The organism is Paraburkholderia sp. EG286A (assembly GCF_040965375.1).
Taxonomy (GTDB): Bacteria; Pseudomonadota; Gammaproteobacteria; order Burkholderiales; family Burkholderiaceae; genus Paraburkholderia.
The window spans coordinates 203632-228912 of record NZ_JBFRCB010000009.1; the positions used below are offsets into that span (position 1 = coordinate 203632).

Consider the following 25281-nt stretch of genomic DNA (forward strand, 5'->3'; position numbering starts at 1 on the left):
TCATTTCACCGCGGCAGGTGAAAGGCAGGACCGCGGGCGCCCCGGCAGCAAGGTGGCGGGACGGGTGAAGCTCGACGGCATGGTGCAGATGCGCAAGAACGCGAAAAAAAGACGGAGTACGAAGGACACCCGGGACGGGCGAAGCGCATTATGCAACAACGCCGGGCGTTGCGGATGCTTTCAGGATGCTTTATGCGCGGCGATTCGTTGCGTGCGCGTCACAGTGGCAGCGGCGCAAGCCAGCACGGCCGATCGCGCACCATATCGACGTTCGCCGACCCGGTCACGCCACGCCGGTTGGATCGTGCTAGCATGAGACAACCTTTCGTTTAACTTTCATTAATCAGGTTTCGTACACGTCGCTCGCCATGCTTTCGCTCGTTTCGCGTCCCGTATTCGCCTTGCCGCCGCACCGTTTGCGCGGCGCGCCAGCGCGTGCACGCGCAAGGCGCGAGCGAACGGCGCCGTGGCCTCTCGACACCCGAGCGCGCACCCTGCCGCCCCTTTCCGCCCCGCTCTGCGCCGCCCGGCGCCCGCACTGAACCCGTCTCCCCCAATCCATCGGAGCCGTTCGGTCGGGCTCCGGGCCGATCCGTTACGCCCCGTTATGCCCCGCTGCGGCCCGCGCCCGATTGCGCGATTTCGCCCGCCGGCCCTCGCCGTTACCTCGAATCTTTTCTGGATCGCAAGGAAAACTGCCATGTCGAAGAAAATCCGTTACTTCACCGAACTCGATGTTGCCCGCCTCGAAAGATGCGCCGCCGAACCCGGCGCCGCCCCCGCGCGCCAGGCCATGCTCGACGAGCTGCTCGAACACGCCGTAATCGTGGAAGCGCGCGACATGGCCGCCAACGTCGTGACGATGAACTCGCAGGTCACGCTCGTCGATGAGCGCAACGGCGCCTCCCTCACGTACACCGTCGTCTATCCGCATGAGGCGAACGTCGACGCCGGGCGCCTGAACGTGTTCTCACCCGCGGGTCTCGCGCTCCTCGGCGCGAAGCGCGGCAACGCCGTGCGCTTCACGACGCCGGGCGGCGCCGTCGAAACGCTGAAGATCGAACGCATCCTGTTTCAGCCGGAAGCCTCGCAGGATTTCACGCTGTAAGATCCGCCGGCACGAAACACCGCGCCACACCGCGCCTGGCACATCGCACGCGAGATGGCACTTGCCAGATCGTCGCAGCGCGGTGTATCGTTTGGCCTTGCTTACGCGGGGGTCCTGCGTCATGCGCCGCATCGAACGAAAGTCGTGCAGCGTATTGCGCGGGTGAGAAATACCCTTTGAACCTGATCTGGATAATGCCAGCGCAGGGAAGCGTCCGGACTTCGCAACATCGCTCAACGCCTCACCTCATCACAGCGAAGTCCGTCCACGTTCCGTCTCGTCTCCTGCTAAGCCGCTGTTCCCACTTTGCTTTGCATGGAGAGAGAGACGCATGAACGCGAATCCCAAGTTCATTTCCGCCAACGCGCACGTCGACGAAGCCGCGATCGCGCCGCTGCCCAATTCCCGCAAGATCTACGTGACCGGTTCGCAGCCCGATATCCGCGTGCCGATGCGCGAGATCACGCAGGCGGATACGCCCACGGGCTTCGGCGGCGAGAAGAATCCGCCGATCTACGTCTACGACACCTCGGGTCCATACACCGACCCTGAAGCGAAGATCGACATTCGCGCGGGCCTGCCCGCGCTGCGTCAGGGCTGGATCGAGAAGCGCGGCGACACCGAAGCGCTGCCGGGCCTCTCCTCCGAGTACGGCCGCGAGCGCGCCGCCGACCCCGCGACGGCCGAGCTGCGCTTCCCCGGCCTGCACCGCACGCCGCGCCGCGCGACGGCCGGCAAGAACGTCACGCAGATGCACTACGCGCGTCAGGGCATCATCACGCCGGAGATGGAATACATCGCGATTCGCGAGAACCAGCGCCGCGCCGAGTATCTGGAAAGCCTCAAGGCCAGCGGCCCGAACGGCGCGAAGCTCGCCGCGATGATGGGCCGCCAGCATCCGGGCCAGGCGTTCGGCGCAGCCGCCTTCGGCGAGAACGCGCTCAAGGAAATCACGCCCGAGTTCGTGCGCGACGAAATCGCGCGCGGCCGCGCGATCATTCCCGCGAACATCAACCACCCGGAAAGCGAGCCGATGATCATCGGCCGCAACTTCCTCGTGAAGATCAACGCGAACATCGGCAATTCGGCGGTCACCTCGTCGATCGGCGAAGAAGTCGACAAGATGACCTGGGCGATCCGCTGGGGCGGCGACACGGTCATGGACCTCTCGACCGGCAAGCACATTCACGAAACGCGCGAGTGGATCATCCGCAACTCGCCGGTGCCGATCGGCACGGTGCCGATCTACCAGGCGCTCGAAAAGGTCAACGGCAAGGCCGAAGATCTCACGTGGGAAATGTTCCGCGACACGCTCATCGAGCAGGCCGAGCAGGGCGTGGACTACTTCACGATCCACGCGGGCGTGCGCCTGCAGTACGTGCCGCTCACCGCGAACCGCATGACGGGCATCGTCTCGCGCGGCGGCTCGATCATGGCCAAGTGGTGCCTCGCGCATCACAAGGAGTCCTTCATTTACGAGCATTTCGAAGAGATCTGCGAAATCATGAAGGCCTACGACGTGAGCTTCTCGCTCGGCGACGGGCTGCGTCCCGGCTCGATCTACGACGCCAATGACGAAGCGCAGCTCGGCGAACTGAAGACGCTTGGCGAACTCACGCAGATCGCGTGGAAGCACGACGTGCAGGTGATGATCGAGGGCCCCGGCCACGTGCCGATGCAGCTCATCAAGGAGAACATGGATCTCCAGCTCGACTGGTGCAAGGAAGCGCCCTTCTACACGCTCGGGCCGCTCACCACCGACATCGCGCCGGGCTACGACCACATCACCTCGGGCATTGGCGCCGCGATGATCGGCTGGTTCGGCACGGCCATGCTCTGCTATGTCACGCCGAAGGAACACCTGGGCCTGCCGAACAAGGACGACGTGAAGGAAGGCATCATCACGTACAAGCTCGCGGCACATGCGGCCGATCTCGCGAAGGGTCATCCGGGCGCACAGGTGCGCGACAACGCTTTGTCGAAGGCGCGCTTCGAGTTCCGCTGGGAAGACCAGTTCAACCTCGGCCTCGACCCGGACAAGGCGCGCGAGTTCCACGACGAAACGCTGCCCAAGGACTCGGCCAAGGTCGCGCACTTCTGCTCGATGTGCGGCCCGCACTTCTGCTCGATGAAGATCACCCAGGACGTGCGCGACTTCGCGGCCAAGCAAGGCGTGAGCGACGACGAGGCCCTCAAGAAGGGCATGGAAGTGAAGGCGGTCGAGTTCATCAAGCAAGGCGCCGAAATCTATCAGCGCCAGTAAGCGCTGACTTCGGGCCGACTCAGGGCTCACTACGCCCCGGCGGGCGCTCGCCGTCCGCCGAAACATTTTCTAACGACTCCCACAACTCTCTGACAAGCGCACACACCCGGATACGGGTCGCGTGGCTAGGATGGGGGTATCGAAGGTGTGGCGTGCGCGCCAGCGCACGTCGGACCGCCCACTCGAACGCATCATGCGTGGGGAGTCGAACAATGAATACGCTCAAACGTGCACGTACGCTACTCACGGTGACGACACTCGTCGCCGTGCTGGGCAGTCTTGGCGCTTGCGACAACATGTCGAGACGCGACCGCGATACGGTGATTGGCGCGGGCGTGGGCGGCGTGGCCGGCGCGGCGATCGGCGGCAATGCGCTCTCCACCGTGGGCGGCGCAGCGGTGGGTGGCGTGATCGGCAATCAGGTTGGCAAGTAAGTGGCAAACAGGCATTAGCGCCAGGACGAAGCGACGATGCGGCTGCACGACTGGCCGCACGATCGAAGCGACGGCACGGAACAGAAACGACACGGCAGGCAACACGCCATCCCAGGCGTGCATCAGGGAAGGATGCGCGGCGCAGACCCTCACGGGCTGCGCCGCGTTTGCTTGGGTCGATGCCATCGCAGCACCGTGCTACGCGAAATATTCGGTTAACGATGCACAACACAAAGCGCGTTCGTACGGCGTAAGCTCAAGCGATCAGACGGCTCGGGCCTGATGGCGATCATCCTGCGCGGCCGTTCGCCACTCGCGGAGCCCGCCATGAAACGTCCGTCTGTGTTTGTGATCGCCGCCGCGAGCGCGCTCCCCGCGCTTTCCGGCTGCTACTACTACGCCCCCTACGGCTACCCGCCCTACTACTACGGCACCGTGCCCGTCGCGGCCACCCAGCAGGAAACCGTAGTCGCGCAAACGGCGCCGAACCCGGCTCCGGCCGCGGTGCCCGACTCACAGTATCCAGGGCCGCTCTATCCTTCGCCGCCCGTTGCGATCGCCGTGCCCGCGTGGCCGGCCTATCCCGCTTATCCCGCCGCGTATCCCGCGTACTACCCTTACCCCGCGTACGGCTGGGGCTGGGGCGCGCCCGCCGTCTCGTTCGGCTTCGGCTACTGGGGCGGCGGCGGTGGGCACTGGCATCACTGACGCTCACGCTGCGCGCCACGCCGCCAAATGCGCCGCAAAACAGTGCCGGACCGTACTTTCCCTCCTTGACGCTCCCGTGTCGTTTTCTATCCTCCAAGTGGGCTTGCGGGGGATTGAAGCACCGCCTTAACTCGGCCGCCTGGCCGGGCACCGAACTCCACAGCCGACGACGCGCCCCGGCGCATGCTGCCACTGCTGCGCCGATAACGAACCAGCATAAAGGAGACGTGATGTTCCACCAGCTGTTGACCCCTATCGGAAATTCGCTGCTGTTTTCGTTTCTGATCGCCGCGCTGCCGATTCTCACCGTGCTCGCCCTGCTCGGCTGGGCGCGGCGGCCCGCATGGCAAGCCTCGCTCGCGGGGCTCGTGGTCGGTCTGATCGTTGCGATCGCCGGCTGGCAGTTTCCGGTCAATCTCGCGATCAGCTCGGTGCTCGCGGGCGTGGTGTTCGCGCTCTGGCCGGTGATGTGGATCGTCGTCACGGCGATCCTGCTCTACAACATCGCGCTGCGCTCGGGCCGCTTCGCGGCGTTTCGCATGTGGCTGCTCGACAATCTGCCCAACGACCGGCGCATCGTGCTCGTCGTGGTCGGCTTCTCGTTCGGCGCGCTGTTCGAAGGGATTTCCGGCTTCGGCACGCCGATCGCCATCACGAGCTCGCTGCTCATCATGCTCGGCTTCCCGACACTCGAGGCCCTGACCTTCACGCTCATCTTCAACACGGCGCCCGTGGCCTTCGGCGCGCTCGGCGTGCCGATCACCGTGCTCGGCGCAGTCACGCACCTGCCCTCCGATCTGCTCGGCCAGATGGTCGGCCGCCAGTTGCCGTTCTTCGCGTTGCTGCTGCCGTTCTATGTCATCGCGATCTACGCGGGCATGGGCGGCATGCTGCGCATCTGGCCGGTGCTGCTCGTCTCGGGCGGCAGCTTCGCCCTCACGCAGTTCGTCACCGCCAACTTCATCAACTACAGCCTCACCGACGTGCTCTCGTCGCTCGTCTCGCTGATCCTCACCATCCTGTTCCTGCGCGTGTGGAAGCCCGCGTCCGATCCGCGCTTCGCCATCAAGGTCGATCGCGCGAAGGAAGCGCGCGGCGCCGTGCCGGGCGCGCAGGGCTGGTATCCGTGGATCATCGTCGCGGCTGTCGTGATCATCTGGACCGTCGCGAAGATCTTCACGATCGGCGAGGTAAAGGTGCCGTGGCCGGGCCTCGACAAGGCCGTCTACATCACGCTCTACAGCACGCCCTATGGCGCGATCTGGGACTTCCAGCCGCTCGCCACCGGCACGGCGATTCTCGTCGCGGCGATCATCACCGCGTTCGTCGTGCGCCTGAAGCCCGCCGATTTCGGCGTCGCAATCGTCGATACCTGGGTGCAGACGCGCATCGCCATCCTCACGGTCGCGACCATCGTCGGGCTCGCGTTCCTCATGAACTACTCGGGGCTCACCTATACGCTGGGTCTCGGGGCGGCTTCGGTCGGCGCGTTCTTCCCGCTCGTTTCGGCCTTCCTCGGCTGGGTCGCGGTGTTCCTCTCAGGCAGCGACACCTCGGGCAATGCGCTGTTCGGCAACCTGCAGGTGGTGGCCGCGAAACAGCTCAACCTCAACCCGATCCTGATGGCCGCGACCAACTCGTCGGGCGGCGTGATGGGCAAGATGATCTCGCCGCAGAACATCGCGACGGGCGTCGCCACGACGGACCTCAAGGGGCAGGAAGGCATTGTGTTCGCGAAGACCTTCAAGCACTCGATCCTGTTGACGGTGCTGCTCGGCATCCTCGTGTGGCTGCAGCAGAACGTGCTCACCTGGATGATTCCGCACTGAGTACGGCTCGCGCGCGGGCATGAAAAAACCCGCCTGCGCGGCGATGCGCAGGCGGGTTTTCTTTTGCGGCTTGAGCCAGACTACGCTGGCTCAGGCGCAATGCTTAGTGCAGTTCGTCGACCACGAGGCTCATGATCTCCTGCGCCGGGCGCGACGAGTCGATCTGGCCGCTGTCGTCCACGATCGCGACGCGCGTCTGGTTGTCGGTCACGGCGCGCACGTTGAGCTTGTACTGCTTCGCGGTCTTTTCCTTGCGGCCGTGGAAGATCTGGTTCCAGAAGCCCTGCTCGTCCGAGCTGTGGTCCTTCGGATCGACGTAGCGCACGTAGTAGATGCCCTTCGTGCGGTCGCGATCGTCCACCGTGAAGTTCGCGCGATCGAGCGCGATGCCCACGCGCACCCACGCGCGGTCGTACGGCTCGCCGAGCGTGAGCTCCGACGAGGTGTACTGGCCCGAAGTGCCCTGCGCGTTCGACGAGCCGCTGCCCGATTGCTGGCCCACGGCTGCGACGTTCTGCGCGGCCATGGCGGCCGCAGCGGCGTCCGGAGCCTTCGACTTCGCGTCGGTGCCCTTGCTGTTGGCCTTGGCGTCGGCTTCGGCCGCGACCTGCGCGTCGGGCACACCCGGCTTCGCGTTCGCGAGCGTCATCATGAGGCGCTTGAGGTATTCGGCTTCGAGCGCGGGATCGTTGGGCTTCGGCACCCACTTGCTGGTGTCGTTGTTGGTGCCCGAGAGCTGTTCGCTCAGACCCTTCTGGCTGATGAACACATAGGTGCCGCCAGTGGGCGACGTTTCGAGGCGCGTGCGGTACTTGTTACGCTCGGCGGTCACGTACGAGTTGCCAGTGGCCCACGAGAGCGTGTTGCGGATGAGGCCGTCGCTGATCTTCGGATGGGTTTCGTTCCAGTCCGTTTCCATCACGCCCTTGTCGCGCTGGTCGACCACGAGCAGGAAGCCCTGTTCCTGCCAGAAGCGGCGCACTTGCGCCCAGACCTGGTCGGGCGTGCGGCTGTCGATCACGAGCCAGCTCTCCGTGCCGTCACGCTGGATATGCATGCCCGGCACCTGCGGAACCACCTGGGCCTCGTCGGACTGCGGCGCGGCGGCCTGGGTCTGCTTGAGGGAAGACAGCGAGGTTTCGCCGCCCTGCGGCGCGAGCGAGCGCTGGTCGGACGCTTCGTCGAGCATGTTCGGCGGCACAGCGAGCGAGGACTGCTTCGCCTTGGCGTCACTACGGTAATCGATCTTGCCCGGCGTCGGCGAGCTGCAGCCGGCGACCAGCCCGCCCGCCATCAGAAGCGCGAGTGCGCGTGCGGCAAGACGTTGATGAAAATCACTCATGTTCGGGTAATCCCTTCGGCTACGCCACGGCCAGTTTCCGTGGATCAACCAAACATTTTACCGGTCCGGCGGCCCGCTGTGCAAAAACCACGGGGTGGCACGCGATCCAGGCCCGGTATCCGCCGCGGCGACGCGCACCGAACCGCGCTCGCGGCTCCCCAAACCGACCGCACCGTAACATTCATCGACATTCGATCCGGCGCAGCCAACCTGCTGAAAAGCCGCCAATTTCCTTTTGGATCAATGCATTAACTCCGCTCCACGCCAAAACGTTGCTTTGCGCTATGCCGCCCTCCCACTCCGGGACGCTCGCAAGAACGACCCTGGTGCTAATTTCATTTCGAAATCTCAAAAAAAAGATTCATAAAAAGCAGGACCGGAGAGCGTCATGAAAACTTGCAATCTCACCCAGGCGGGCCGCGCCGCAGCCTTCGCCTGCGCGCTCAGTTGCCTCGGCTTCACCGCCGCCGTGCCGGCCCGCGCCGCGCTCGGCGACACCGCAGCCGTGCCGGCCGGCGCCGCCCTGCGCAGCGTCGGTGGCGGCGCCGGCCGCGTCGTCAGTTACGTCGACGACAACGGCACGACCATCAACGCCTATGTGGGCAGCGCGACCGGGACGGTCTTCGCGTACACGTGGCAGGGGCCGGCTCAGCCCAACGTGGAGGCGCTGCTGGGCCGTTACGCAGCCGACTGGCGCAGCGCCGCCGCGGCGCTTCACGCCACAGGCCGCAACGGCCTGCATGCCGCGCGCGTGGACGGCGCTCAGGTCGTGGTCGAGACGGCCGGCGGCCATATGCGCGCCTACGCGGGACGGGCATGGCTGCCCGCCGCGCTGCCCGCGGGCGTGAGCGCCGGGGATCTCCAATGAAAGCCCGCCCTCCGCGCCTCGCCCCCCACGCCCTCCTCGCACTCCTCCCGCTTTGCGCCGCGCTCACGGCTTGCGGTGGCGGCGATGCCGGAACAGCGTCCGCGACCACCGGCGCCACGGCACCCGCCAGCGTCCCGGGTGTCGCAAGCGCGCCGTCGACCACCGGCACGAGCGGCACCGTGCCGCAATCGACCACGCCCAATGTCGTGGCCGTCACGGTCGGCCCGACGCCCACCTCGACGCGCAACATGCTGATGACGAGCGTCACGGTCTGCGTGCCGGGCACCGCGGACTGCGCGAGCGTCGACCACGTCCAGGTCGATACTGGCTCGCAGGGCCTGCGCCTGCTCGCTTCGGCGCTGCCGGCGGGCTTCGCGCTGCCCGCCGTGCCAGCCGGCGCGGGGGCCGACATCGCCGGCGAATGCGCCGTGTTCGGCACGGGCTACACGTGGGGCGCGGTGCGCAGCGCCGACGTGAAGCTCGCGGGCGAAATCGCCGCCGCGCTGCCGATCCAGGTGATCGCCGACCCGGCCGTGCCGGCCGCGGCGCCGGCAGCGGCCTCGCGATGAACAGCGCCGCCACGCTGCGCTCGAACGGCATCCTCGGCGTAGGGCCGTTCAGCGCCGATTGCGGCGTGTCCTGCGTCAGGGCGGCAGTCACGCCGTGGTACTACGCGTGCCCCGCGAGCGGCTGCACGGCGAGCATGCAACCGCTTGCGCAACAGGTCAGCAACCCGGTGGCGGGCTTCGCCACCGACAACAACGGCGTGATCATCGACTTGCCGGCGCTGGCCGACAGCGGCGCGTCCGGGCTGACCGGGTCGATGATCTTCGGCATCGGCACGCAGGCGAACAACGCGCTCGGCAGTGCAACCGTGCTGCGCGCGAACTCGGGCACGGGCTATGTGAAGACGACGACATCGGACGGCACCGTCTACTCGCTGAGCTATCTCGACACGGGCTCGAACGCGCTGTACTTCAACAGCCCGACGATGACGCGCTGCGGCTTCTGGTATTGCCCGAGTTCGCCTGTCAGCCTCGGCGCGACGATAGCCGGCATCGACGGCGTGGGCGCTCCCGTGACCTTCGCGGTCGCGAGCTCGACGACGCTGCTCGCCACCGGCAACTGGGCCTTCAGCAATCTCGCGGGCTACAACGGTCGCGCGTTCGGCTGGGGACTGCCGTTCTTCTTCGGGAGGCGCGTGTTCACGGCGATCGCCTCGCAGGCCACGCCTGCAGGCAGCGGACCATTCTTCGCGTTCTGAGCGCGCCGGCGGCCGCCTACGTCTCATCAGTCACAAACGACGAAGGCCTCCTGGGAGGCCTTCATGAGCGCGGATTGCGCCAGCGACGGGTGCCGCCGCAGCCGCGCCACGGCGAGCCGCGTGCGTTCGATTTAGTCGTTCGCGGCGTTCGGGTCGGGCGTGGTCTTCGCGAGTTTCGGCGGTGCGAGCCAGCGGAACGTCGCGAGGCCCGATTCGTTGAAGGTGCACTCCGCAGCCGCCGGCGTGACCGCGGCCTTCTTGATGCCGAGCTTTGCGGCCAGCAGCGCGACCGGCGTAGTCGGCTTGCCCTCCGCCGCGCCGCCCTGGGCGACCGGAGCGGTGGGAACCGAAATCGTGCCGGGCAGCGCTGCCGCCTGCACCGTCGGCGCCGTAACCGTGGTCGCCTCGTTGGCGCCCTGCGCCGCGGTGGACGACGCTGCCGATGCGGCCGAAGCCGCCGAGGCAGACGGCGCCGATGCGGCCACGGCGGCCGACGCCGCGCCGTTCTCGAGGCGCCCTTCGACCACCACGCGGGCGCCGCGATACGTCGTCGCGCTATGCGTGACTTTGAGGTCGCCGAGCGTCGTCTCGGCAAGGCGGCTACGCATCGCCTCTTCGCAAGCGCTGGTGTTGCGGTACTGCGCCGCGCATCCCGCGAGCAGGGTGACGGCGGCCGCGAGGCCGGCTAAGCATGCGTTACGTTTGTTCATCGCTCATCCGATTTTCAGGCTGCGGCAATTGTAGCGTACGGGGCGGGGAATCCCTGACGGCGCTCGCGCTCACGCGCGACCCTGCTATCATCGCCGCTGTATATCCATACAGTGCCGCGCGTGCTTCCCGACTCTCCCGATCCGTTCTACTACCTCGCCAACTTCGAGCGTGCGCTAGCGTGGCTCGACACGCGCTGCGCCGACCTGTTCGACGACGCCGAGCGCCGCTTCGCCGACGATTTCGCCCAGATGCCGCAGGCGTCGCGCGCGCTCTTCGTGCGCATGCTGATGCGCAAGGGACCCCATTTCCGCGCGAGCCGTCTCGCGTACGACGAGATCGGCTGCCCGCGCGCGGCGGCGGCACCGCTCGTCGCGGCGGGCTGGCTCGACGACGCACCCGCGCTCGATCTCGACGCGCTCGCCGCGCTGGTCACGAAAGCCGAACTGCAGACGCTCGCCCCGCGCCTCGGCATCGCGCTCGAAGCGCGCGCCACACGCTCGGCGACGCTCGAGGCGCTCGATGCACACTATGCCGCCGCACCCGAGCCGCGCGACTGGCATGCGTGGTTCCCGGCCTCGCCCGACACCGTGCTGCGGTTCGCGAGCGCCCCGCTCTGCGAGCGCCTGCGCCTGATGTTCTTCGGCAACCTGCATCAGGACTGGTCGGAGTTCGTGCTCGCCGACCTCGGCGTCTTTCGCTACGAAAGCGTGCCCTTCGATCGTGCCTCGCGCGCGTTCCAGCGCCGCGAGGACATCGACGCGTATCTGGCGCTGCGCGATTGCCGCGACGGACTCGAGAGCGGCGCGGGGACCCAGGACTTCGACGCTGCCGCCGCCATCGGCGCAACCCTCGAAGCGCTCGACACGCTGGCGCCGCGCACGCAAGCCAACGCGTGGCTGCGCGCTCGCCACGACAAGCTGCGTCACGCCGCGGGGCTCGCAGCCGAGCGCGCGGGCGAAGCCGAACTCGCGTGGCGCGCTTATCTCGACTGCGGTCATCCTGAATCGCGCTATCGCCGCGTGCGCGTGCTCGAACAGCTGAACCGCCGCGAGGAAGCGCTGGCGCTGGCGCAGACCATTGCCGATACGCCCGCGAACGAAGAAGAAGCGCAGCGCGCGGCACGCACACTCGGGCGTCTCGCCCGCACGCGGGCGAAGTCGAAGACGAGCGCGGAGCCGGGGTTCGCGCAGCTCGAACTCTCGCTGCCCGCGGCGCCCGGCGCGCTGCGCGTCGAGGAAGCCGCCCGCATCGCGCTCGCCACGCCGCAAGCGCCCGTGTTCTATGTCGAGAACACGCTGATCAACGCGCTCTTCGGCCTGCTCTGTTGGCCCGCGCTGTTCGCGCCGCTGCCGGGCGCGTTCTTCCATCCGTTCCAGCGCGGCCCCGCCGACCTTCACGCCCCCGACTTCGTCGCACGCCGTGCCTCGCAGTTCGACGCCTGTCTCGCCGAACTCGAAACGCACGCCTACCGCGACTCGATTCTGCGGCGCTACGCGGAAAAATCCGGCACCCAGTCGCCGTTCGTCGCCTGGCCCGCGTTGAGCGACGAACTGCTCACGCTCGCCCTCGACTGCTTCCCCGCCGCCCATCTGCGCCTGTGGTTCGAGCGGCTGCTGCGCGAACCCGTTGCCAACCGTTCGGGGCTGCCCGATCTCGTACGCTTCTGGCCGCACGAGCGGCGCTACGAACTGATCGAGGTGAAAGGCCCCGGCGACCGTTTGCAGGACAACCAGCGCCGTTGGCTTGCCTATTGCGTGCAGCACGGCATGCCGGTTTCCGTGTTGCAGGTGCGCTGGCCCCACCTGCCCGACCCAGCCAACGAAGCCGATGAAGCCGACGACAGCGCCGCCCAGGCGCTGCCCGCGCCATGAGCTACACAGTAGCCGTGCGCACGCTGTGCGAGTTCACCGCGAAGCGCGGCGACCTCGACTTGCGCTTCACGCCTTCGCCCGACGCCAGCGATGGCCGCGCCGGCCACGCGGCCATCGCCGCGCGCCGCCCGCCCGGCTACGAGACCGAGGTCGCGCTTGCCGGCACGTTCGAATCACTCACCGTGCGCGGCCGCGCCGACGGCTACGATCCCGCGCGGCGCAGGCTCGAAGAGTTCAAGACCTATCGCGGCGACCTCGATGCGATGCGCGAGAATCAGCGCGCGCTGCACTGGGCGCAGTTGCGCGTCTACGGCGCGCTCCTGTGCGACAAGCTCGGCCTCGACGCGCTCGAACTCGCTTTGGTGTACTACGACATCGGTTCGGGCCGCGAAACGGCGCTCGTCGAGCAGGCGAGCGCGCCGGAATTGCGCGCCGCGTTCGAAACGCAATGCCGCCGTTTCGTCGCATGGGCCGAGCAGGAAAGCGCCCACCGCGCCGCGCGCGACGCCGCGCTCGCCGCGCTGAGCCTGCCGCATCCGCAGTTTCGACACGGCCAGCGCGACCTTGCCGAAGCCGTCTGGCGCGCGGCGACCCAGGGACGCTGTCTGCTCGCGCAGGCGCCCACCGGCATCGGCAAAACCATCGGCACGCTCTTTCCGCAGTTGAAGGCGTTGCCGCGGGCGGCGATCGACAAGGTCGTATTTCTGAGCGCAAAAAGCTCAGGGCGCCAACTGGCGCTCGATGCGCTCGCCACGCTCACAAGCGCGCAAGACGAAGCAAGCGCCGATGCGCAACGAGTGCACGTGCCCGTGCGCGTGCTCGAACTCGTCGCGCGCGAAAAGTCTTGTGAGCATCCCGAAGCGGCATGTCATGGCGAATCGTGCCCGCTCGCGCGCGGCTTCTACGACCGTCTGCCGGCCGCGCGTGCCGCGGCGCTCGAACGCGTGCGGCTCGATCGCGCAGCACTGCGCGAGGTCGCGAGCGAGCATGCCGTGTGCTCCTACTACCTTGGCCAGGAACTCGCGCGCTGGAGCGACGTGATCGTCGGCGACTACAACTACTGGTTCGACGCGAGCGCCATGCTGTTCATGCTCGCCGCGCACAACCAGTGGCGCGCGAGCGTGCTGGTGGACGAAGCGCACAACCTGCCCGAGCGCGCCCGCGCGATGTATTCGGCGGAACTCGTGCAAACGCGCATCGACACCGTGCGCCGCGCCGCGAGCGCGCCGCTCAAGCGCGCGCTCGCGCGCCTGCAGAAGCACTGGAACGCACAGAACGCCGTCCAGCCGGGCGCCTGGCGCGCGAGCGACACCTTGCCCGAGGGCCTCGTTGCCGCGCTCGGCGACGTGATCGCGGCGATCGGCGACCAGCTCGCCGAACCCGCGCTCGTGCGTGACCCCGAACTCGAGCGCTTCTATTTCGACGCCCTGCACTTCACGCGCATTGCCGAACGCTTCGATACGCATTCGCTCTTCGACGTCACGCCGCTGGCGCAGCAGAACGCGCGCCGCCCGCGTTCCACGCTCGCCATCCGCAACATCGTGCCGGCCGATGCACTGCGCCCCCGCATCGCCACGGCACACAGCATTACGCTTTTTTCAGCGACACTCTCGCCCACGCATTACTACAGCGACATGCTCGGCCTGCCCGCCAACACGGTGAGCATCGACATCGACACGCCGTTTCGCGCCGAGCAGCTCGATGTCCACATCGCCCGCCATATCTCGACGCGTTATAAGGACCGCGAACGTTCGCTCGACGCGCTGGTTGGGCGCGTGGCCGCGCAATTTGCCGAACGCCCGGGCAACTATCTGTGCTTTTTCAGCAGCTACGACTATCTGCAGCAAGCCGTCGACGCGTTTGGGGCGCGCCATCCAGAGGTCGACGTCTGGATTCAGTCGCGCACCATGGACGAGGCGGGCCAGCAGGCCTTCGTCGCACGCTTCGTGGAAGGCGGCTGCGGCATCGGTTTCGCCGTGCTGGGCGGCGCGTTCGGCGAAGGCATCGATCTGCCGGGCACGCGCCTCATCGGCACGTTCATCGCGACGCTCGGCATGCCGCAGGTGAACGCCGTGAACGAGGCGATGCGCGCACGCATGGATACGCTCTACGGCGACGGCTTCGACTACACCTACCTGATCCCTGGCCTGCGCAAGGTCGTGCAGGCCGCCGGGCGCGTGATCCGCACCGAGCACGATCGCGGCGTCGTGCATCTGCTGGACGACCGCTTCGCGCAGCCCGGCGTGCGCGCGCTGCTGCCCACGTGGTGGCGCATCGCCGCCAGTTAATCTGGATTCCATATCAATCAGAAGGGAAAAAAGCTGGCGCACGTTCCGGTGCGCCAGCCGTCGCTCTACTCGATCAAGCAGGCTTCGCCTTGCCCCCGCCCTTGCCGCTCTTCTTCGGCGGCGGCGGTGGATCGCCTTCCATGTCGTCCGCGGCCATTTCGCTCGCGATTTCGTCGACCGGCGGCGTCGCCGTTTTCTTCGCCTTCTTCGCCGGCTTGCTCTCCTTCACGTCGGGCGGCACGGCAACCTTGCTGATCGTGACGTCGTCGTTCGTCTTGTCGTAGCCGATCTCGACGGTATCGCCGGACTGCAGCGCGTCGCCGAGTATCTCTTTGGCCAGACGCGTTTCCACTTCCTGGCGAATCTGCCGCTTGAGTTCGCGCGCGCCGAACTCCGGCTGATAGCCGGCCTCCACGAGATGATCGACGAGCGTCTGACCCATCAAGAGCGTGATGCCCTGCGCGGCCGCCGTGCGTGTGACGCGCTCGAGCTGGATCTGCACGATCGCGCGGATGTTGTCGCGCGAAAGCGCATGAAACACGATGATTTCATCGATGCGATTGAGGAACTCGGGCCGGAAATGGCCCTTGAGCACCTTCATGAGTTCGGCGCGGATCGTCTTGTCGTCGAGACGCGACTTCTCGGGGCGCTCGAGGTTGTCCATGATGATCGACGCGCCGAGGTTGCTCGTCGCGATCAGGATCGTGTTGCTGAAATCGACCACGCGACCTTTGCCGTCGGTTAGCCGCCCGTCGTCGAACACCTGCAGCAGCACGTTGTAGACGTCGGCGTGCGCCTTCTCGATCTCGTCGAGCAGAATCACGCTGTACGGGCGGCGCCGCACGCGCTCGGTAAGCTGGCCGCCCTCGTCGTAGCCCACGTAGCCCGGCGGCGCGCCGATGAGCCGCGCCACCGCATGACGCTCCATGTACTCGCTCATGTCGATGCGGATGATGGCCTGCTCGTCGCCGAACACGGTTTCTGCCAGCGCCTTGGCGAGCTCGGTCTTGCCCACGCCGGTCGGCCCGAGGAACAGGAAAGTCGCGATCGGCCGGTTCGACTGACCGAGACCCGCGCGCGACAGGCGCACGGCGTCGCTCACGGCGACCACGGCGTCCTCCTGGCCTACCACGCGCTCGCGCAGCGTCTCTTCCATCTTGAGCAGCTTCTGGCGCTCTTCCTGGGTGAGATCCGCGACCGGAATGCCGGTGAGCCGCGACACGACTTCGGCGATCGACGCCACGGTGACTTCGAGCGTTTCCGAGCCTGTCTTGCGCTGCCACGCCTCGGTCAGCTCTTCGAGCTTTTCCTGCTTTTCGTTGATGCGCTCTTCGAAACCCTTGGCCTCGTCAAAGCGCTTGCGCGACGCCGCGTAGTCCTGCTCGCGCTTGAGCTGGGCGATCTCCGCTTCGAGTTCCTGCATCTCGGCGGGACGCGAGGTCGAACCGATGCGCACGCGCGCGGCCGCCTGATCGATGAGATCGATCGCCTTGTCGGGCAAGAAGCGCGACGTGATGTAGCGATCCGATAGCTCGGCGGCGGCCACGAAGGCGTCGTCGGCGAAGGTCACCTGATGGTGGGCTTCGAGCTTGTCGCGCAAGCCGCGCAGGATCACGATGGTTTGCTCGACCGTGGGCTCCGGCACGAGCACGGGCTGAAAGCGACGTTCGAGCGCCGCGTCCTTCTCGATGTACTTTTGATACTCGTTCAGCGTCGTCGCGCCGATGAGACTCAACTCGCCGCGCGCCAGCGCGGGCTTCAGCACGTTGGCAATGTCGAGCCCGCCTTCGCCGCCGCCCTGCCCCGCGCCGACGATCGTGTGCAATTCGTCGATGAAGAGAATCAACTCGTCATGCTTCGCGCTCACTTCGTCGATCAACTGCTTCGCGCGCTCCTCGAACTCGCCGCGGTATTTCGCGCCCGCGACCATCGAATTGATGTTCACCTCCACGAGCCGCTTGCCGCGCAGCACCTCGGGCACGTCGCCATTGACGATGCGCTGTGCGAGTCCTTCCACGATGGCGGTCTTGCCGACGCCCGGCTCGCCGATCAGCACCGGGTTGTTCTTCTTGCGCCGCGCGAGCACCTCGATCGTGCTCTCGATTTCCTGCGCGCGGCCCAGCACCGGATCGAGTTTGCCTTGCCGCGCCATGGCCGTCAGGTCGCGGCCGAACTTGTCGAGCGTGGGCGTGCCCGTGGGCGCATCCACGCGGCCGTCTTCCGCGCCCTTGCCCACCACCTTCACGACCTTCTGACGCAGCGCCTCGGGCGTCACGCCGTACTTCTTGAGCAGCGCGCCCGCAATGCTGTCGGGCACCGCGGCGAGACCGATCAGCAGATGCTCGGGGCCGACGTACGAGTGGCCGAGATCGCGCGATGCCTGAAACGCGAATTGAAACGCTTTCTTCAGGCGCGGCGAGATCGTCATCTTGTCGATGGGCGCGTCGGGCGAAGCCGTGCCCTTTTGCGCATGCTGATCGATATAGCCTTTGATGTCCTGCGGCGAGAGCTTCAGCTCCTTCAGGAGTGCCGCGCAAACATCGGTGTCCGCCAGTACGTACAGCAGGTGTTCCGTATCGAGTTCATTGCGCTGCAGTTCATGGGCTTTTTCCGCGGCGCGCTGCAGGATTTCGAGCGTCTGCTCGCTGAACGCATCGGTCGCATCGACGGATTCGCGCGGCACCTCGGCGGCGAGGTCGTGCCCCTCGTCGTCGTGCTCGTCCTCTCCGCCTTGCCCGCCGAAAAAGCGCGACAGGCCGCTGCCGCCCAGCAGCGAATCGAACGGGTTGAGCATGCTTTGGTGACGCATCAGTTGGCGGTAGTCGTAGTCGCAGATCGACATGGACTTGCGCTGCCCGTTTTGCACGACAGTCACGCGCGCGACTGCAGGCCGGGAATTACAGATTTCGCAAAGAGTGGGCATGGTCGGCTTGTCTCCGGAGGATCGGAATCGCGCCGCCGAAGCTGGCAAAACGCTGGCACAACCTCGCGGCCTGATTCGGTGCAACGCGAGCGCTCACGCGGCGGTTGCACCAGCAAAGCGACAAATCGGCGAGCACGCGCTGGAGCATGACGACGCGATGCTGTGGCTGACGATGACCTTGCAGAGGGCATGATTCGCGCGCATCGCGTGCGTACGCCGCCCTGCACAGGTGCGAACGATTGTGGCAGGAAACGATTGCCGGCGCGTCGAACCTGCGCCGTCCAGCGCGAGGTTTTCGATCGGCCACAGCAAAGAAAAAGGGCGGGACATGCGTCCCGCCCTGAGAGCGCGCTCGGGGCGCGCGAGGAGAGCAACTGCACGTGGCAGTCATCCGCGAGAGATCCGTCGCGGTGTCACGCGCGATGCAAGAACACGGTCAAGAATTTCATGGCGCCGGCAGGTTTGCAATCGTATCTGCTGTGCGTTTCTCAGCGGCGGTTCGAGCCCGACACCACATCGATCCACACGGCGAGCACGAGAATGCCGCCCTTCACAATCATCTGCCAATACGCGTCCACGTCGAGCATCGACATGCCGTTGTCGAGGCTCGCCATCACGAGCGCGCCGATCAGCGCACCATACACGGTGCCGGAACCGCCGCGCATCGACGTGCCGCCGATAAAGCAGGCCGCGATCGCGTCGAGCTCGCCCATCGTGCCCGCCGAGGGCGAACCCGCCGCGAGACGCGCCGTATTGACGATGCCCGCAAACGCACACATGAGCCCCATCAGCGCGAAGATGACGAGCTTCACGCGGTTCGTATTGACGCCCGAAAGACGCGTGGCTTCGAGGTTCGAACCCACCGCGTAGATGCGGCGGCCGAACACGGTTTGCGTGGCGATCCATGTGAAGATACCGAGCAGCGCGAGCAGCAGCAGCACGGGCACCGGAATGCCGCCATAGCTGTCGAGCATCAGCACGAAGGCAAGCAGGATCGCGCCCGCACCGACGATCTTCACGCCGTCTTGCCAGAGCGGCACGACGCTCAGCTGATAGCGCCGGCGATTCGCCCGCTGGCGCACCGTGAGCACGGCGAGCAGCACGAACAGCGCGAGCGCCAGCACGTCGCCCGCCACGCGCGGCAGATAGCCCTGGCCGAGAAACACGAAATGATCGGACACCGGCGCGATGGTCGAGCCGCCCGTGATGCCGAGCAGCACGCCGCGAAACGCGAGCATGCCGCCGAGACCCACGATGAACGACGGCACGCGGCGGTACGTCGACCACCAGCCGTTGAAGAGTCCGACGAGCACGCCAAGCACGAGCACCGCCGGCACGGTTACGCCGATGGGCCAGCCGCGATTCACGTCGAGAATCGCCGCGACGCCGCCGAGCAGGCCCAGCAGCGAGCCGACCGAAAGATCGATCTCGCCCGCGATGATGACGAACACCATGCCGCACGCGAGCATGCCGGTGATCGACATCTGCCGCAGCAGGTTCGACACGTTGCGCGGCGTGACGAACGCGCCATGCGTGAGCAGCGAAAAGAACAGCCAGATCACGGCCACTGCGAGCAGCAGCGCGAGGATCTTGTAGCGCGCGAAGAGTTGCTGGAAACGCATGGCGAAGCCATTGCCGCCTTGCGGCAGGTCTTCGCGTGCGCCTGGGGTCGTGACGTCGGGGGTCATACTGCACTCGCTGTATCGGGTTGGGCGCGCACGCTCTGGATCGCCGCGCCAAGAATGTCTTCCTGCGTGAGGTCGTCATTGACGAAGTCGCCGCGCAACTCGCCCTCGCCGATCACGAGCACGCGGTCGCTGATGCCCAGCACTTCGGGCAGTTCGGACGACACCATCACGATCGCCACGCCGCGTTTGGCCAACTGGAAGATCAGCTTGTAGATCTCGTACTTCGCGCCGACGTCCACGCCGCGCGTCGGCTCGTCGAGGATCAGCACCTTCGGGTCGGTGAGCAGCATCTTGGTGAGCACCGCCTTCTGCTGATTGCCGCCCGAGAGGCTCGCAATCGACAGCATGGGGTTCGCTGCGCGCACCGACAGGCGCTGCATCTCCGTGCGGATCGTATCGAGTTCGGCAGCCGTGTCGATGCGTCCGCGCCGCGAAAAACGTTGCAGCACCGAGAGCGTGATGTTGTGGCCCACGCCCAGTTGCGGCACGATGCCGTGGCGCTTGCGGTCCTCGGGCACCATGGCGATGCCCGCCTTGATCGCGTCGAGCGGCGAACGGATTTTCAGCGGCTTGCCTTCGAGCAGGACCGTTGCCGTGCAGGTGCCCGCATACGCACCGAAGATCGCCTGCATGGTTTCCGTGCGGCCGGCACCGACGAGCCCGGCCACGCCCACGATCTCGCCGCGGCGCACCGAGAACGAGACGTCGTCCACGCGCTTGCGGCGCGGGTTCGTCACGTCGTAGCAGGTCACATTGCGGGCCTCGAACACGACCTCGCCAATGTCATGCGGCTCGCGCGGAAAGAGATTGCGGATCTCGCGCCCCACCATCTGCGCAATGATGCGGTCGGTGGTGAGCGTCGCCATCGGCTCGGTGGCTACGTGACGGCCATCGCGAATCACGCTCACCGTGTCGCACACGGCTTCGACCTCGTCGAGCTTGTGCGAGATGTAGACGCACGCCACGCCGCGGCGTTTCAGGTCGCGCACGATGTCGAGCAGGATCTTCGTTTCCGCCGCCGTGAGCGAAGACGACGGTTCGTCGAGAATCAGCAGCTTCGCGCGCTTGTTGAGCGCCTTCGCGATCTCGATGAGCTGTTGATGGCCGCCGCCATAGTTCATCACCGGCTGCGCCACGTTGATGGCGTCGATGTTCAGCTCGCGCAGCAATTCGTCGGCGCGCTGGTACATCGCCGCGTAATTCATGCGCCCGCCCGGCAGCGTGATTTCGTTGCCGAGAAAGATGTTCTCGGCAACCGACAGCTCGGGCACGAGCATCAGCTCCTGGTGGATGATGACGATGCCCGCGCGTTCGGTGTCGCGCACGCTTTGCGCTTCGAGCGGCGCGCCTTCCCAACGGATCTCGCCGCTCCAGGTGCCGTGCGGGTACACGCCCGAGAGCACTTTCATGAGCGCGGATTTGCCGGCGCCGTTCTCGCCGCACAGGCCCACACATTCGCCGGGCCGCACCATGAGGTCGATGCCGTCGAGCGCTTTCACGCCCGCAAAGGACTTGACGATGCCGCGCATCGTCAGCAAGGGTTCGGTCATACGCTGGTTACTCGCTGCGATGGCCCGCGCGCGCCGCAGTGGCCACTTTCGTGGCCATACTCCTGGCGCGCGCGGGCCGTCAGGCCATAAGCGTTACTGGCTTGCCAGTTGCGCCTGCGTGTAGAAGCCGTCCTTCACGACGACGTCCACGTTGCTCTTCGTGAGCAGCGTCGGCTGCAGCAGCACCGTATCGACCTTCTTCTTGCCGTTGTCGTACTGCGCGTTGTACGCTGGCTTCTGGCCCTTCGCGAGATCGACAGCGAGCTTCGCGGCTTCGCCCGCGATGAGCTTGAGCGGCTTGTAGACCGTCATGGTCTGCGTGCCCGCCACCACGCGCTTGACCGCCGCGAGGTCCGCGTCCTGGCCCGACACCGGCACCTTGCCCGCGAGATGCTGCGCGGCGAGCGCCTGGATCGCGCCGCCGGCCGTACCGTCGTTCGAGGCGACGACTGCGTCGATCTTGTTGTTGTTCGCGGTGAGCGCGTCTTCCATGATGCGCAGCGCCGTCGATGCGCTCCACTCCGGCACCCACTGCTGGCCGACCACCTTGATGTCGCCGCGGTCGATGGCAGGCTTGAGGACCTTCAGTTGGCCTTCACGCAGCATCTTCGCGTTGTTGTCGGTGGGCGCGCCGCCCAGCAGGAAGTAGTTGCCCTTGGGCTGCGCGTCGAAGACACCCTTCGCCTGGAGCTCGCCCACCTTCTCGTTGTCGAACGAGATGTACGCATCGATATCGGCGTCGAGAATCAGGCGGTCATACGAAACGACCTTGATGCCGGCCTTCTTCGCTTCGGCCACGACATTGGTGAGCGCCTTCGAGTTGAACGGTACGATCACGATCACATCCACGCCGCGCGAGATGAGGTTTTCGATCTGCGAGACCTGACGCTCTTCGCTCGCGTCGGCCGACTGCACCGACACCTTCGCGCCCATCTTCTCCGCGGCCGCGACGAAGTAGTCGCGGTCGCGCGACCAGCGCTCGACACGCAGGTCGTCGATGCAGAAGCCGATCTCGGGATGATCCTTGCTCGCGTGCGCGAGCGGTGCGGCAAGCGACAGGCTCGCGAGCACGGCCCCGCATACGAGCGAACTCAGAACCGAACGACGTTTGGCGAAATTCATGTCTCCATACTCCTCTTGATGCCGGTGCGCAGGCGCGCGCGAACGCGTCGCCGCCGCGGCGATGGTTTTCAGGGTGTTGCCGATATCATTGCGGAACACACGCGAAACGGCACAGCGTGCGGTATAACCGTAGGACGACTAATCAGCTGCACGACTACACTGGCCGTGCAGTTTTTTCTTCGCCGGCGCCGCTAGTCAGGCGCCGGTGGCGAAAACCGGTTCGAGCGCGCGATACAGCGCGCCAAAGGTTGGACGGCGCGCCTCGCGATACCAGGCGTGGCGTGCGGCGTCAGGTTCGCGCACCGCCAGCACGGGCGGCTGCGGGCACACTTCGTCGAGCGTCGCGCCCGGTTCGAGCGCGAGGTGCGCGAGGCGGGCGGCGCCCAGCGCCGGCCCCACCTCGCCGCCCGCGCGCAGCGTGAGCGCGCGGCCGCTGATATCGGCGAGCATCTGCGTCCACCAGGCACTGCGCGAGCCGCCGCCGATTACCGTGATCGTGTCCGGCACGAGCCCCGCCGCATGCAGCGCGTCCATGCCGTCGAGCAGCGCGAAACCCACGCCTTCCAGCGTTGCGTTGGCGAGATCGGCGCGCGAGGTCTGCGGGGTCATGCCGTAGAACACGCCCTTCGCGTTGACGTTGTTGTGCGGCGTGCGCTCGCCGCTGAGATACGGCAGGAACCACGGCCGGCGCGCGTCGCGCTCGGCGGTCGAGTTTGCTTCGGCGTCGGCGAGCAACGCGGCAACGCTTTCGTATCCCGTCAGTTGCGCCGTGAAGTCGAGGCAGCTCGCCGCGTTGAGCATCACGGACATCAGGTGCCACGTATGCGGCAACGCATGGCAGAAGCTGTGCACCGCGGAATCGGGATTGGCGAGAAAGCCGTCCGAGACCGCGAAATAGACGCCCGACGTGCCGAGCGACAGCATCGCGTCGCCGGGCCGCACGATGCCCACGCCCACGGCGCCCGCCGCGTTGTCGCCGCCGCCCGCCACTACCGGAATCTCGCGCAGGCCGAACTGGCGTGCGAGTTCGGGCCGCAGCGTGCCGGTCACCTGGTTGCCTTCGAATACGTCCGGCATGTGCGCACGCGTGAGGCCGCAGGCCGAAAGCAGCGTGTCGCTATAATCGCGCTTCGCAATGTCGAGCCACAGCGTACCGGCGGCATCGGACGGATCGGTGGCGAACACGCCCGTGAGCAGCCAGCGCAAATAGTCCTTCGGCAACAGCACGTGCGCGATGCGCGCGAAGATCTCCGGCTCGTGCTTGCGCACCCACAGCAGCTTCGGCGCCGTGAAGCCCGGCATCGCGAGATTGCCCGCAATGGCGTGCAACTGCGGCACGGCGCGTTCCAGTTCGATACATTCGGTATCCGAACGACCGTCGTTCCACAGAATGGCGGGACGCAGCACCTCGCCCTGCGCGTCGAGCAGCGTCGCGCCGTGCATCTGGCCGGTCAGGCCGAGCGCCTCGATGCGCGCCGGGTCGATGCCGCGCCCGCGCGCCTCGTCGATGAGCGCGCGCAATGCGCTCTGCGTGGCGAGCCACCAGTCTTGCGGCGCCTGTTCGGACCAGCGCGGCTGCGGCCGGCTCACGGTGAGCGGCGCGCTCGCGCTGCCGAGCACATCGCCCGCGCGGTCGAGCAGCACGGCCTTTACGCCCGACGTGCCGAGGTCGATACCGATGAACATGTCTCCGTCCTGATTTTTTGCGTCAGTTTGCCTTCAACGTCAAACGGCGCAATTGCGAATTTGACGGCGCGCGCTAATGTTTTTTCGCGCGCGCCGCGGCACCGCTAGCGCTGGCCGTAGATGGCCTGGTTCACGACATTCTCGAGCCGCTCCTGCTGGCCGCTCGCGTGCTGCGGGTTCATGCCGTGCGAGAGTGCGTCGGCGGCGAGCGACGAGAGCGAATAGCCACCCGCGAGAATCTTGCGGCCAAACTCGCTGTCCCAGCCCGCGTAACGCTGACTGCGGAACTGCTCGAGCCGGTCGTTTTCCACGAGCGCCGCACCGCGCTCGAGCGCCAGCGCGAGCACGTCGATCGCGCCCACGTGGCCATAGAACATGTCTTCCGGATCGCTGCTCGCGCGGCGCACCTTCGCGTCGAAGTTCATGCCGCCCGTGCTGAACCCGCCGTGGCGCAGGATCTCGTAGAACGCCAGCGTCAGTTCTTCGACGCTGTTCGGGAACTGGTCCGTATCCCAGCCGTTTTGCGGGTCGCCGCGATTCGCGTCGACGCTGCCGAACACGCCCAGCGCGAACGCCGTGGCAATTTCGTGATGGAACGAGTGGCCCGCGAGCGTCGCGTGATTCGCCTCGATATTCACGCGGATTTCGTTTTGCAGCCCGTATTGCGTGAGGAAGCCGTGCACCGTCGCAACGTCGTAGTCGTACTGGTGCTTGGTCGGCTCCTGCGGCTTCGGCTCGATCAGCAGCGTGCCGGTGAAGCCGATGCGGTGCTTGTGCTCGACCACCATCGAAAGGAAGCGTGCGAACTGCTCGCGCTCGCGCTTGAGGTCGGTATTGAGCAGCGTGTCATAGCCTTCGCGGCCGCCCCACAGCACGTAGTTCTCGCCGCCCAGCTTGCGCGTCGCGTCGAGCGCATGACAAACCTGCGTGGCCGCGTAGGCGAAGACTTCGGGGTTGGGGTTGGTGGCGGCGCCGCCGGCGTAGCGCGGATTCGAAAACAGGTTGGCGGTGCCCCAGAGCAGCTTCACACCGCTCGCCTGCTGGCGCTCGCCGAGGTAATCGACCATGCGCTTGAAGTTTTCCGTGTAGTCCTTCAGGTCCTTGCCTTCCGGAGCGACATCGGTGTCGTGGAACGTGTAATAAGGGGTGCCTAGCTTCGAGAAAAACTCGAACGCCGCGTCGGCCTTCTGGTGCGCGCGCTCCATGGCGTCGCCGGGCTGCTGCCACGGGCGGTGAAACGCGCCCTGCCCGAAGATATCGTTGCCGGGCCAGACGAACGAATGCCAGTAGCACACGGCGATGCGCAGATGCTCTTCGAGCGTCTTGCCGAGCACCTTTTTGGTACGGTCGTAGTGATGGTACGCAAGCGGGTTGTCCGACTGCGGGCCTTCGTATCGAATGGCGGGGATATGTTCGAAATACGACATGATGTCTCCAATGTTGTTGCAGCGCAGCGGCGCAGCGTGCATCCCTCTGTGTGACGCCATACTGCCCGCGACGCGCAAAGCGCGGCAATTGCGAAATTGCGTGAGACCCTTAACGTTTCCTGCCGACGGACGCGGCCGGTGTGCCCGCGAACCCGAATGTGGGCCTAAAATAACCGGACGCTTAAAATGACGCGCCGCA

19 protein-coding genes and 1 riboswitch are annotated in these 25281 nt (G+C 66.4%); of the genes, 11 read left to right on the forward strand and 8 right to left on the reverse strand.

Translation table 11 applies throughout. From position 1 onward, the window contains the following. The first annotated feature begins 700 nt into the window (after positions 1–700). The 5 genes from AB4Y35_RS34450 to AB4Y35_RS34470 all read left to right on the forward strand — a co-directional run bounded on the left by AB4Y35_RS34450 (position 701) and on the right by AB4Y35_RS34470 (position 6342). Complete coding sequence (locus AB4Y35_RS34450) at positions 701–1108, forward strand: GreA/GreB family elongation factor (protein WP_368686253.1); 408 nt, start codon at positions 701–703, stop codon at positions 1106–1108. A 97-nt stretch (positions 1109–1205) separates the two neighbouring features. Then, a riboswitch (TPP riboswitch) is annotated at positions 1206–1335 on the forward strand. Positions 1336–1439: 104 nt separating this feature from the next. Then, the gene (gene thiC / locus AB4Y35_RS34455) at positions 1440–3371 is read left to right on the forward strand and encodes a phosphomethylpyrimidine synthase ThiC (protein ID WP_368693593.1); all 1932 of its coding nucleotides are present in this window, start codon (positions 1440–1442) and stop codon (positions 3369–3371) included. 212 nt (positions 3372–3583) lie between these two features. After that, positions 3584–3805, forward strand: a complete 222-nt coding sequence (locus AB4Y35_RS34460) for a glycine zipper 2TM domain-containing protein (protein WP_042264685.1) — start codon at positions 3584–3586, stop codon at positions 3803–3805. A 327-nt stretch (positions 3806–4132) separates the two neighbouring features. Next, on the forward strand, positions 4133–4513 hold the full coding sequence (locus tag AB4Y35_RS34465) for a hypothetical protein (RefSeq protein ID WP_368707915.1): 381 nt from the start codon (positions 4133–4135) through the stop codon (positions 4511–4513). Between the two features lie 230 nt (positions 4514–4743). After that, entirely contained in the window at positions 4744–6342 is a 1599-nt protein-coding gene (locus AB4Y35_RS34470; RefSeq protein ID WP_368707916.1) for an L-lactate permease, read from the forward strand. A gap of 103 nt (positions 6343–6445) precedes the next feature. Here AB4Y35_RS34470 and bamC read toward each other — a convergent pair whose 3' ends face one another. Next, a complete protein-coding gene (gene bamC / locus AB4Y35_RS34475) occupies positions 6446–7684 on the reverse strand; it encodes an outer membrane protein assembly factor BamC (RefSeq protein ID WP_368693596.1) in 1239 nt (412 codons plus the stop codon). Between the two features lie 388 nt (positions 7685–8072). Between bamC and AB4Y35_RS34480 the strand changes: the two genes are divergently transcribed. From AB4Y35_RS34480 to AB4Y35_RS34490, 3 genes are read left to right on the forward strand one after another with little or no spacing between them, the layout of a single operon-like run. Further along, positions 8073–8552 carry a DUF2844 domain-containing protein gene (locus AB4Y35_RS34480; RefSeq protein WP_368707917.1) on the forward strand — a complete coding sequence of 160 codons (480 nt, stop codon included), beginning with the start codon at positions 8073–8075 and terminating at the stop codon, positions 8550–8552. Next, complete coding sequence (locus AB4Y35_RS34485) at positions 8549–9121, forward strand: DUF3443 family protein (protein WP_368707918.1); 573 nt, start codon at positions 8549–8551, stop codon at positions 9119–9121. The genes AB4Y35_RS34480 and AB4Y35_RS34485 overlap by 4 nt, the downstream gene beginning before the upstream one ends. Continuing rightward, positions 9118–9816 carry a DUF3443 family protein gene (locus tag AB4Y35_RS34490; RefSeq protein ID WP_368707919.1) on the forward strand — a complete coding sequence of 233 codons (699 nt, stop codon included), beginning with the start codon at positions 9118–9120 and terminating at the stop codon, positions 9814–9816. Before AB4Y35_RS34485 ends, AB4Y35_RS34490 begins: the two co-directional genes overlap by 4 nt. A gap of 131 nt (positions 9817–9947) precedes the next feature. On the opposite strand, the gene AB4Y35_RS34495 is transcribed toward AB4Y35_RS34490, so the two are convergent. Continuing rightward, positions 9948–10526 carry a hypothetical protein gene (locus AB4Y35_RS34495; RefSeq protein WP_368707920.1) on the reverse strand — a complete coding sequence of 193 codons (579 nt, stop codon included), beginning with the start codon at positions 10524–10526 and terminating at the stop codon, positions 9948–9950. A 120-nt stretch (positions 10527–10646) separates the two neighbouring features. On the opposite strand from AB4Y35_RS34495, the gene AB4Y35_RS34500 reads away from it, so the two are divergent. Next, positions 10647–12398, forward strand: a complete 1752-nt coding sequence (locus AB4Y35_RS34500; RefSeq protein WP_368707921.1) for a VRR-NUC domain-containing protein — start codon at positions 10647–10649, stop codon at positions 12396–12398. After that, complete coding sequence (locus AB4Y35_RS34505) at positions 12395–14686, forward strand: ATP-dependent DNA helicase (protein WP_368707922.1); 2292 nt, start codon at positions 12395–12397, stop codon at positions 14684–14686. The genes AB4Y35_RS34500 and AB4Y35_RS34505 overlap by 4 nt, the downstream gene beginning before the upstream one ends. A 73-nt stretch (positions 14687–14759) precedes the next feature. Here AB4Y35_RS34505 and AB4Y35_RS34510 read toward each other — a convergent pair whose 3' ends face one another. Continuing rightward, complete coding sequence (locus tag AB4Y35_RS34510; protein ID WP_368707923.1) at positions 14760–17609, reverse strand: AAA family ATPase; 2850 nt, start codon at positions 17607–17609, stop codon at positions 14760–14762. Here AB4Y35_RS34510 and AB4Y35_RS34515 point away from each other — a divergent pair. Continuing rightward, a complete protein-coding gene (locus AB4Y35_RS34515) occupies positions 17608–17802 on the forward strand; it encodes a hypothetical protein (RefSeq protein ID WP_368707924.1) in 195 nt (64 codons plus the stop codon). The genes AB4Y35_RS34510 and AB4Y35_RS34515 overlap by 2 nt on opposite strands. 295 nt (positions 17803–18097) lie before the next feature. Here the strand turns inward: AB4Y35_RS34515 and AB4Y35_RS34520 are convergent, their stop codons facing one another. From AB4Y35_RS34520 to xylA, 5 genes are all read right to left on the reverse strand, one after another. Beyond that, positions 18098–19297: a sugar ABC transporter permease gene (locus tag AB4Y35_RS34520; RefSeq protein ID WP_368707925.1), complete on the reverse strand. Its 1200-nt coding sequence runs from the start codon at positions 19295–19297 to the stop codon at positions 18098–18100. After that, complete coding sequence (gene xylG, locus AB4Y35_RS34525; RefSeq protein ID WP_368707926.1) at positions 19294–20847, reverse strand: D-xylose ABC transporter ATP-binding protein; 1554 nt, start codon at positions 20845–20847, stop codon at positions 19294–19296. The genes AB4Y35_RS34520 and xylG overlap by 4 nt, the downstream gene beginning before the upstream one ends. Before the next feature lie 93 nt (positions 20848–20940). Continuing rightward, positions 20941–21969: a D-xylose ABC transporter substrate-binding protein gene (gene xylF, locus AB4Y35_RS34530; RefSeq protein WP_368707927.1), complete on the reverse strand. Its 1029-nt coding sequence runs from the start codon at positions 21967–21969 to the stop codon at positions 20941–20943. Between the two features lie 195 nt (positions 21970–22164). Beyond that, positions 22165–23655: a xylulokinase gene (gene xylB / locus AB4Y35_RS34535; protein ID WP_368707928.1), complete on the reverse strand. Its 1491-nt coding sequence runs from the start codon at positions 23653–23655 to the stop codon at positions 22165–22167. A gap of 104 nt (positions 23656–23759) precedes the next feature. Further along, positions 23760–25082 (reverse strand): xylose isomerase, encoded by a 1323-nt coding sequence (gene xylA / locus AB4Y35_RS34540; protein ID WP_368707929.1) that lies wholly within the window; start codon positions 25080–25082, stop codon positions 23760–23762. Positions 25083–25281 lie beyond the last annotated feature (199 nt).

Coding starts and splice junctions, on each gene's coding strand:
- AB4Y35_RS34510 (WP_368707923.1), bottom strand. CDS start 17,609: ATGCCCACTCTTTGCGAAATCTGTAATTCCCGGCCTGCAGTCGCGCGC.
- AB4Y35_RS34520 (WP_368707925.1), bottom strand. CDS start 19,297: ATGACCCCCGACGTCACGACCCCAGGCGCACGCGAAGACCTGCCGCAA.
- AB4Y35_RS34450 (WP_368686253.1), top strand. CDS start 701: ATGTCGAAGAAAATCCGTTACTTCACCGAACTCGATGTTGCCCGCCTC.
- xylG (WP_368707926.1), bottom strand. CDS start 20,847: ATGACCGAACCCTTGCTGACGATGCGCGGCATCGTCAAGTCCTTTGCG.
- AB4Y35_RS34480 (WP_368707917.1), top strand. CDS start 8,073: ATGAAAACTTGCAATCTCACCCAGGCGGGCCGCGCCGCAGCCTTCGCC.
- xylA (WP_368707929.1), bottom strand. CDS start 25,082: ATGTCGTATTTCGAACATATCCCCGCCATTCGATACGAAGGCCCGCAG.
- AB4Y35_RS34470 (WP_368707916.1), top strand. CDS start 4,744: ATGTTCCACCAGCTGTTGACCCCTATCGGAAATTCGCTGCTGTTTTCG.
- AB4Y35_RS34465 (WP_368707915.1), top strand. CDS start 4,133: ATGAAACGTCCGTCTGTGTTTGTGATCGCCGCCGCGAGCGCGCTCCCC.
- xylB (WP_368707928.1), bottom strand. CDS start 23,655: ATGTTCATCGGTATCGACCTCGGCACGTCGGGCGTAAAGGCCGTGCTG.
- AB4Y35_RS34515 (WP_368707924.1), top strand. CDS start 17,608: ATGGTCGGCTTGTCTCCGGAGGATCGGAATCGCGCCGCCGAAGCTGGC.
- AB4Y35_RS34490 (WP_368707919.1), top strand. CDS start 9,118: ATGAACAGCGCCGCCACGCTGCGCTCGAACGGCATCCTCGGCGTAGGG.
- bamC (WP_368693596.1), bottom strand. CDS start 7,684: ATGAGTGATTTTCATCAACGTCTTGCCGCACGCGCACTCGCGCTTCTG.
- AB4Y35_RS34485 (WP_368707918.1), top strand. CDS start 8,549: ATGAAAGCCCGCCCTCCGCGCCTCGCCCCCCACGCCCTCCTCGCACTC.
- thiC (WP_368693593.1), top strand. CDS start 1,440: ATGAACGCGAATCCCAAGTTCATTTCCGCCAACGCGCACGTCGACGAA.
- AB4Y35_RS34505 (WP_368707922.1), top strand. CDS start 12,395: ATGAGCTACACAGTAGCCGTGCGCACGCTGTGCGAGTTCACCGCGAAG.
- xylF (WP_368707927.1), bottom strand. CDS start 21,969: ATGAATTTCGCCAAACGTCGTTCGGTTCTGAGTTCGCTCGTATGCGGG.
- AB4Y35_RS34495 (WP_368707920.1), bottom strand. CDS start 10,526: ATGAACAAACGTAACGCATGCTTAGCCGGCCTCGCGGCCGCCGTCACC.
- AB4Y35_RS34460 (WP_042264685.1), top strand. CDS start 3,584: ATGAATACGCTCAAACGTGCACGTACGCTACTCACGGTGACGACACTC.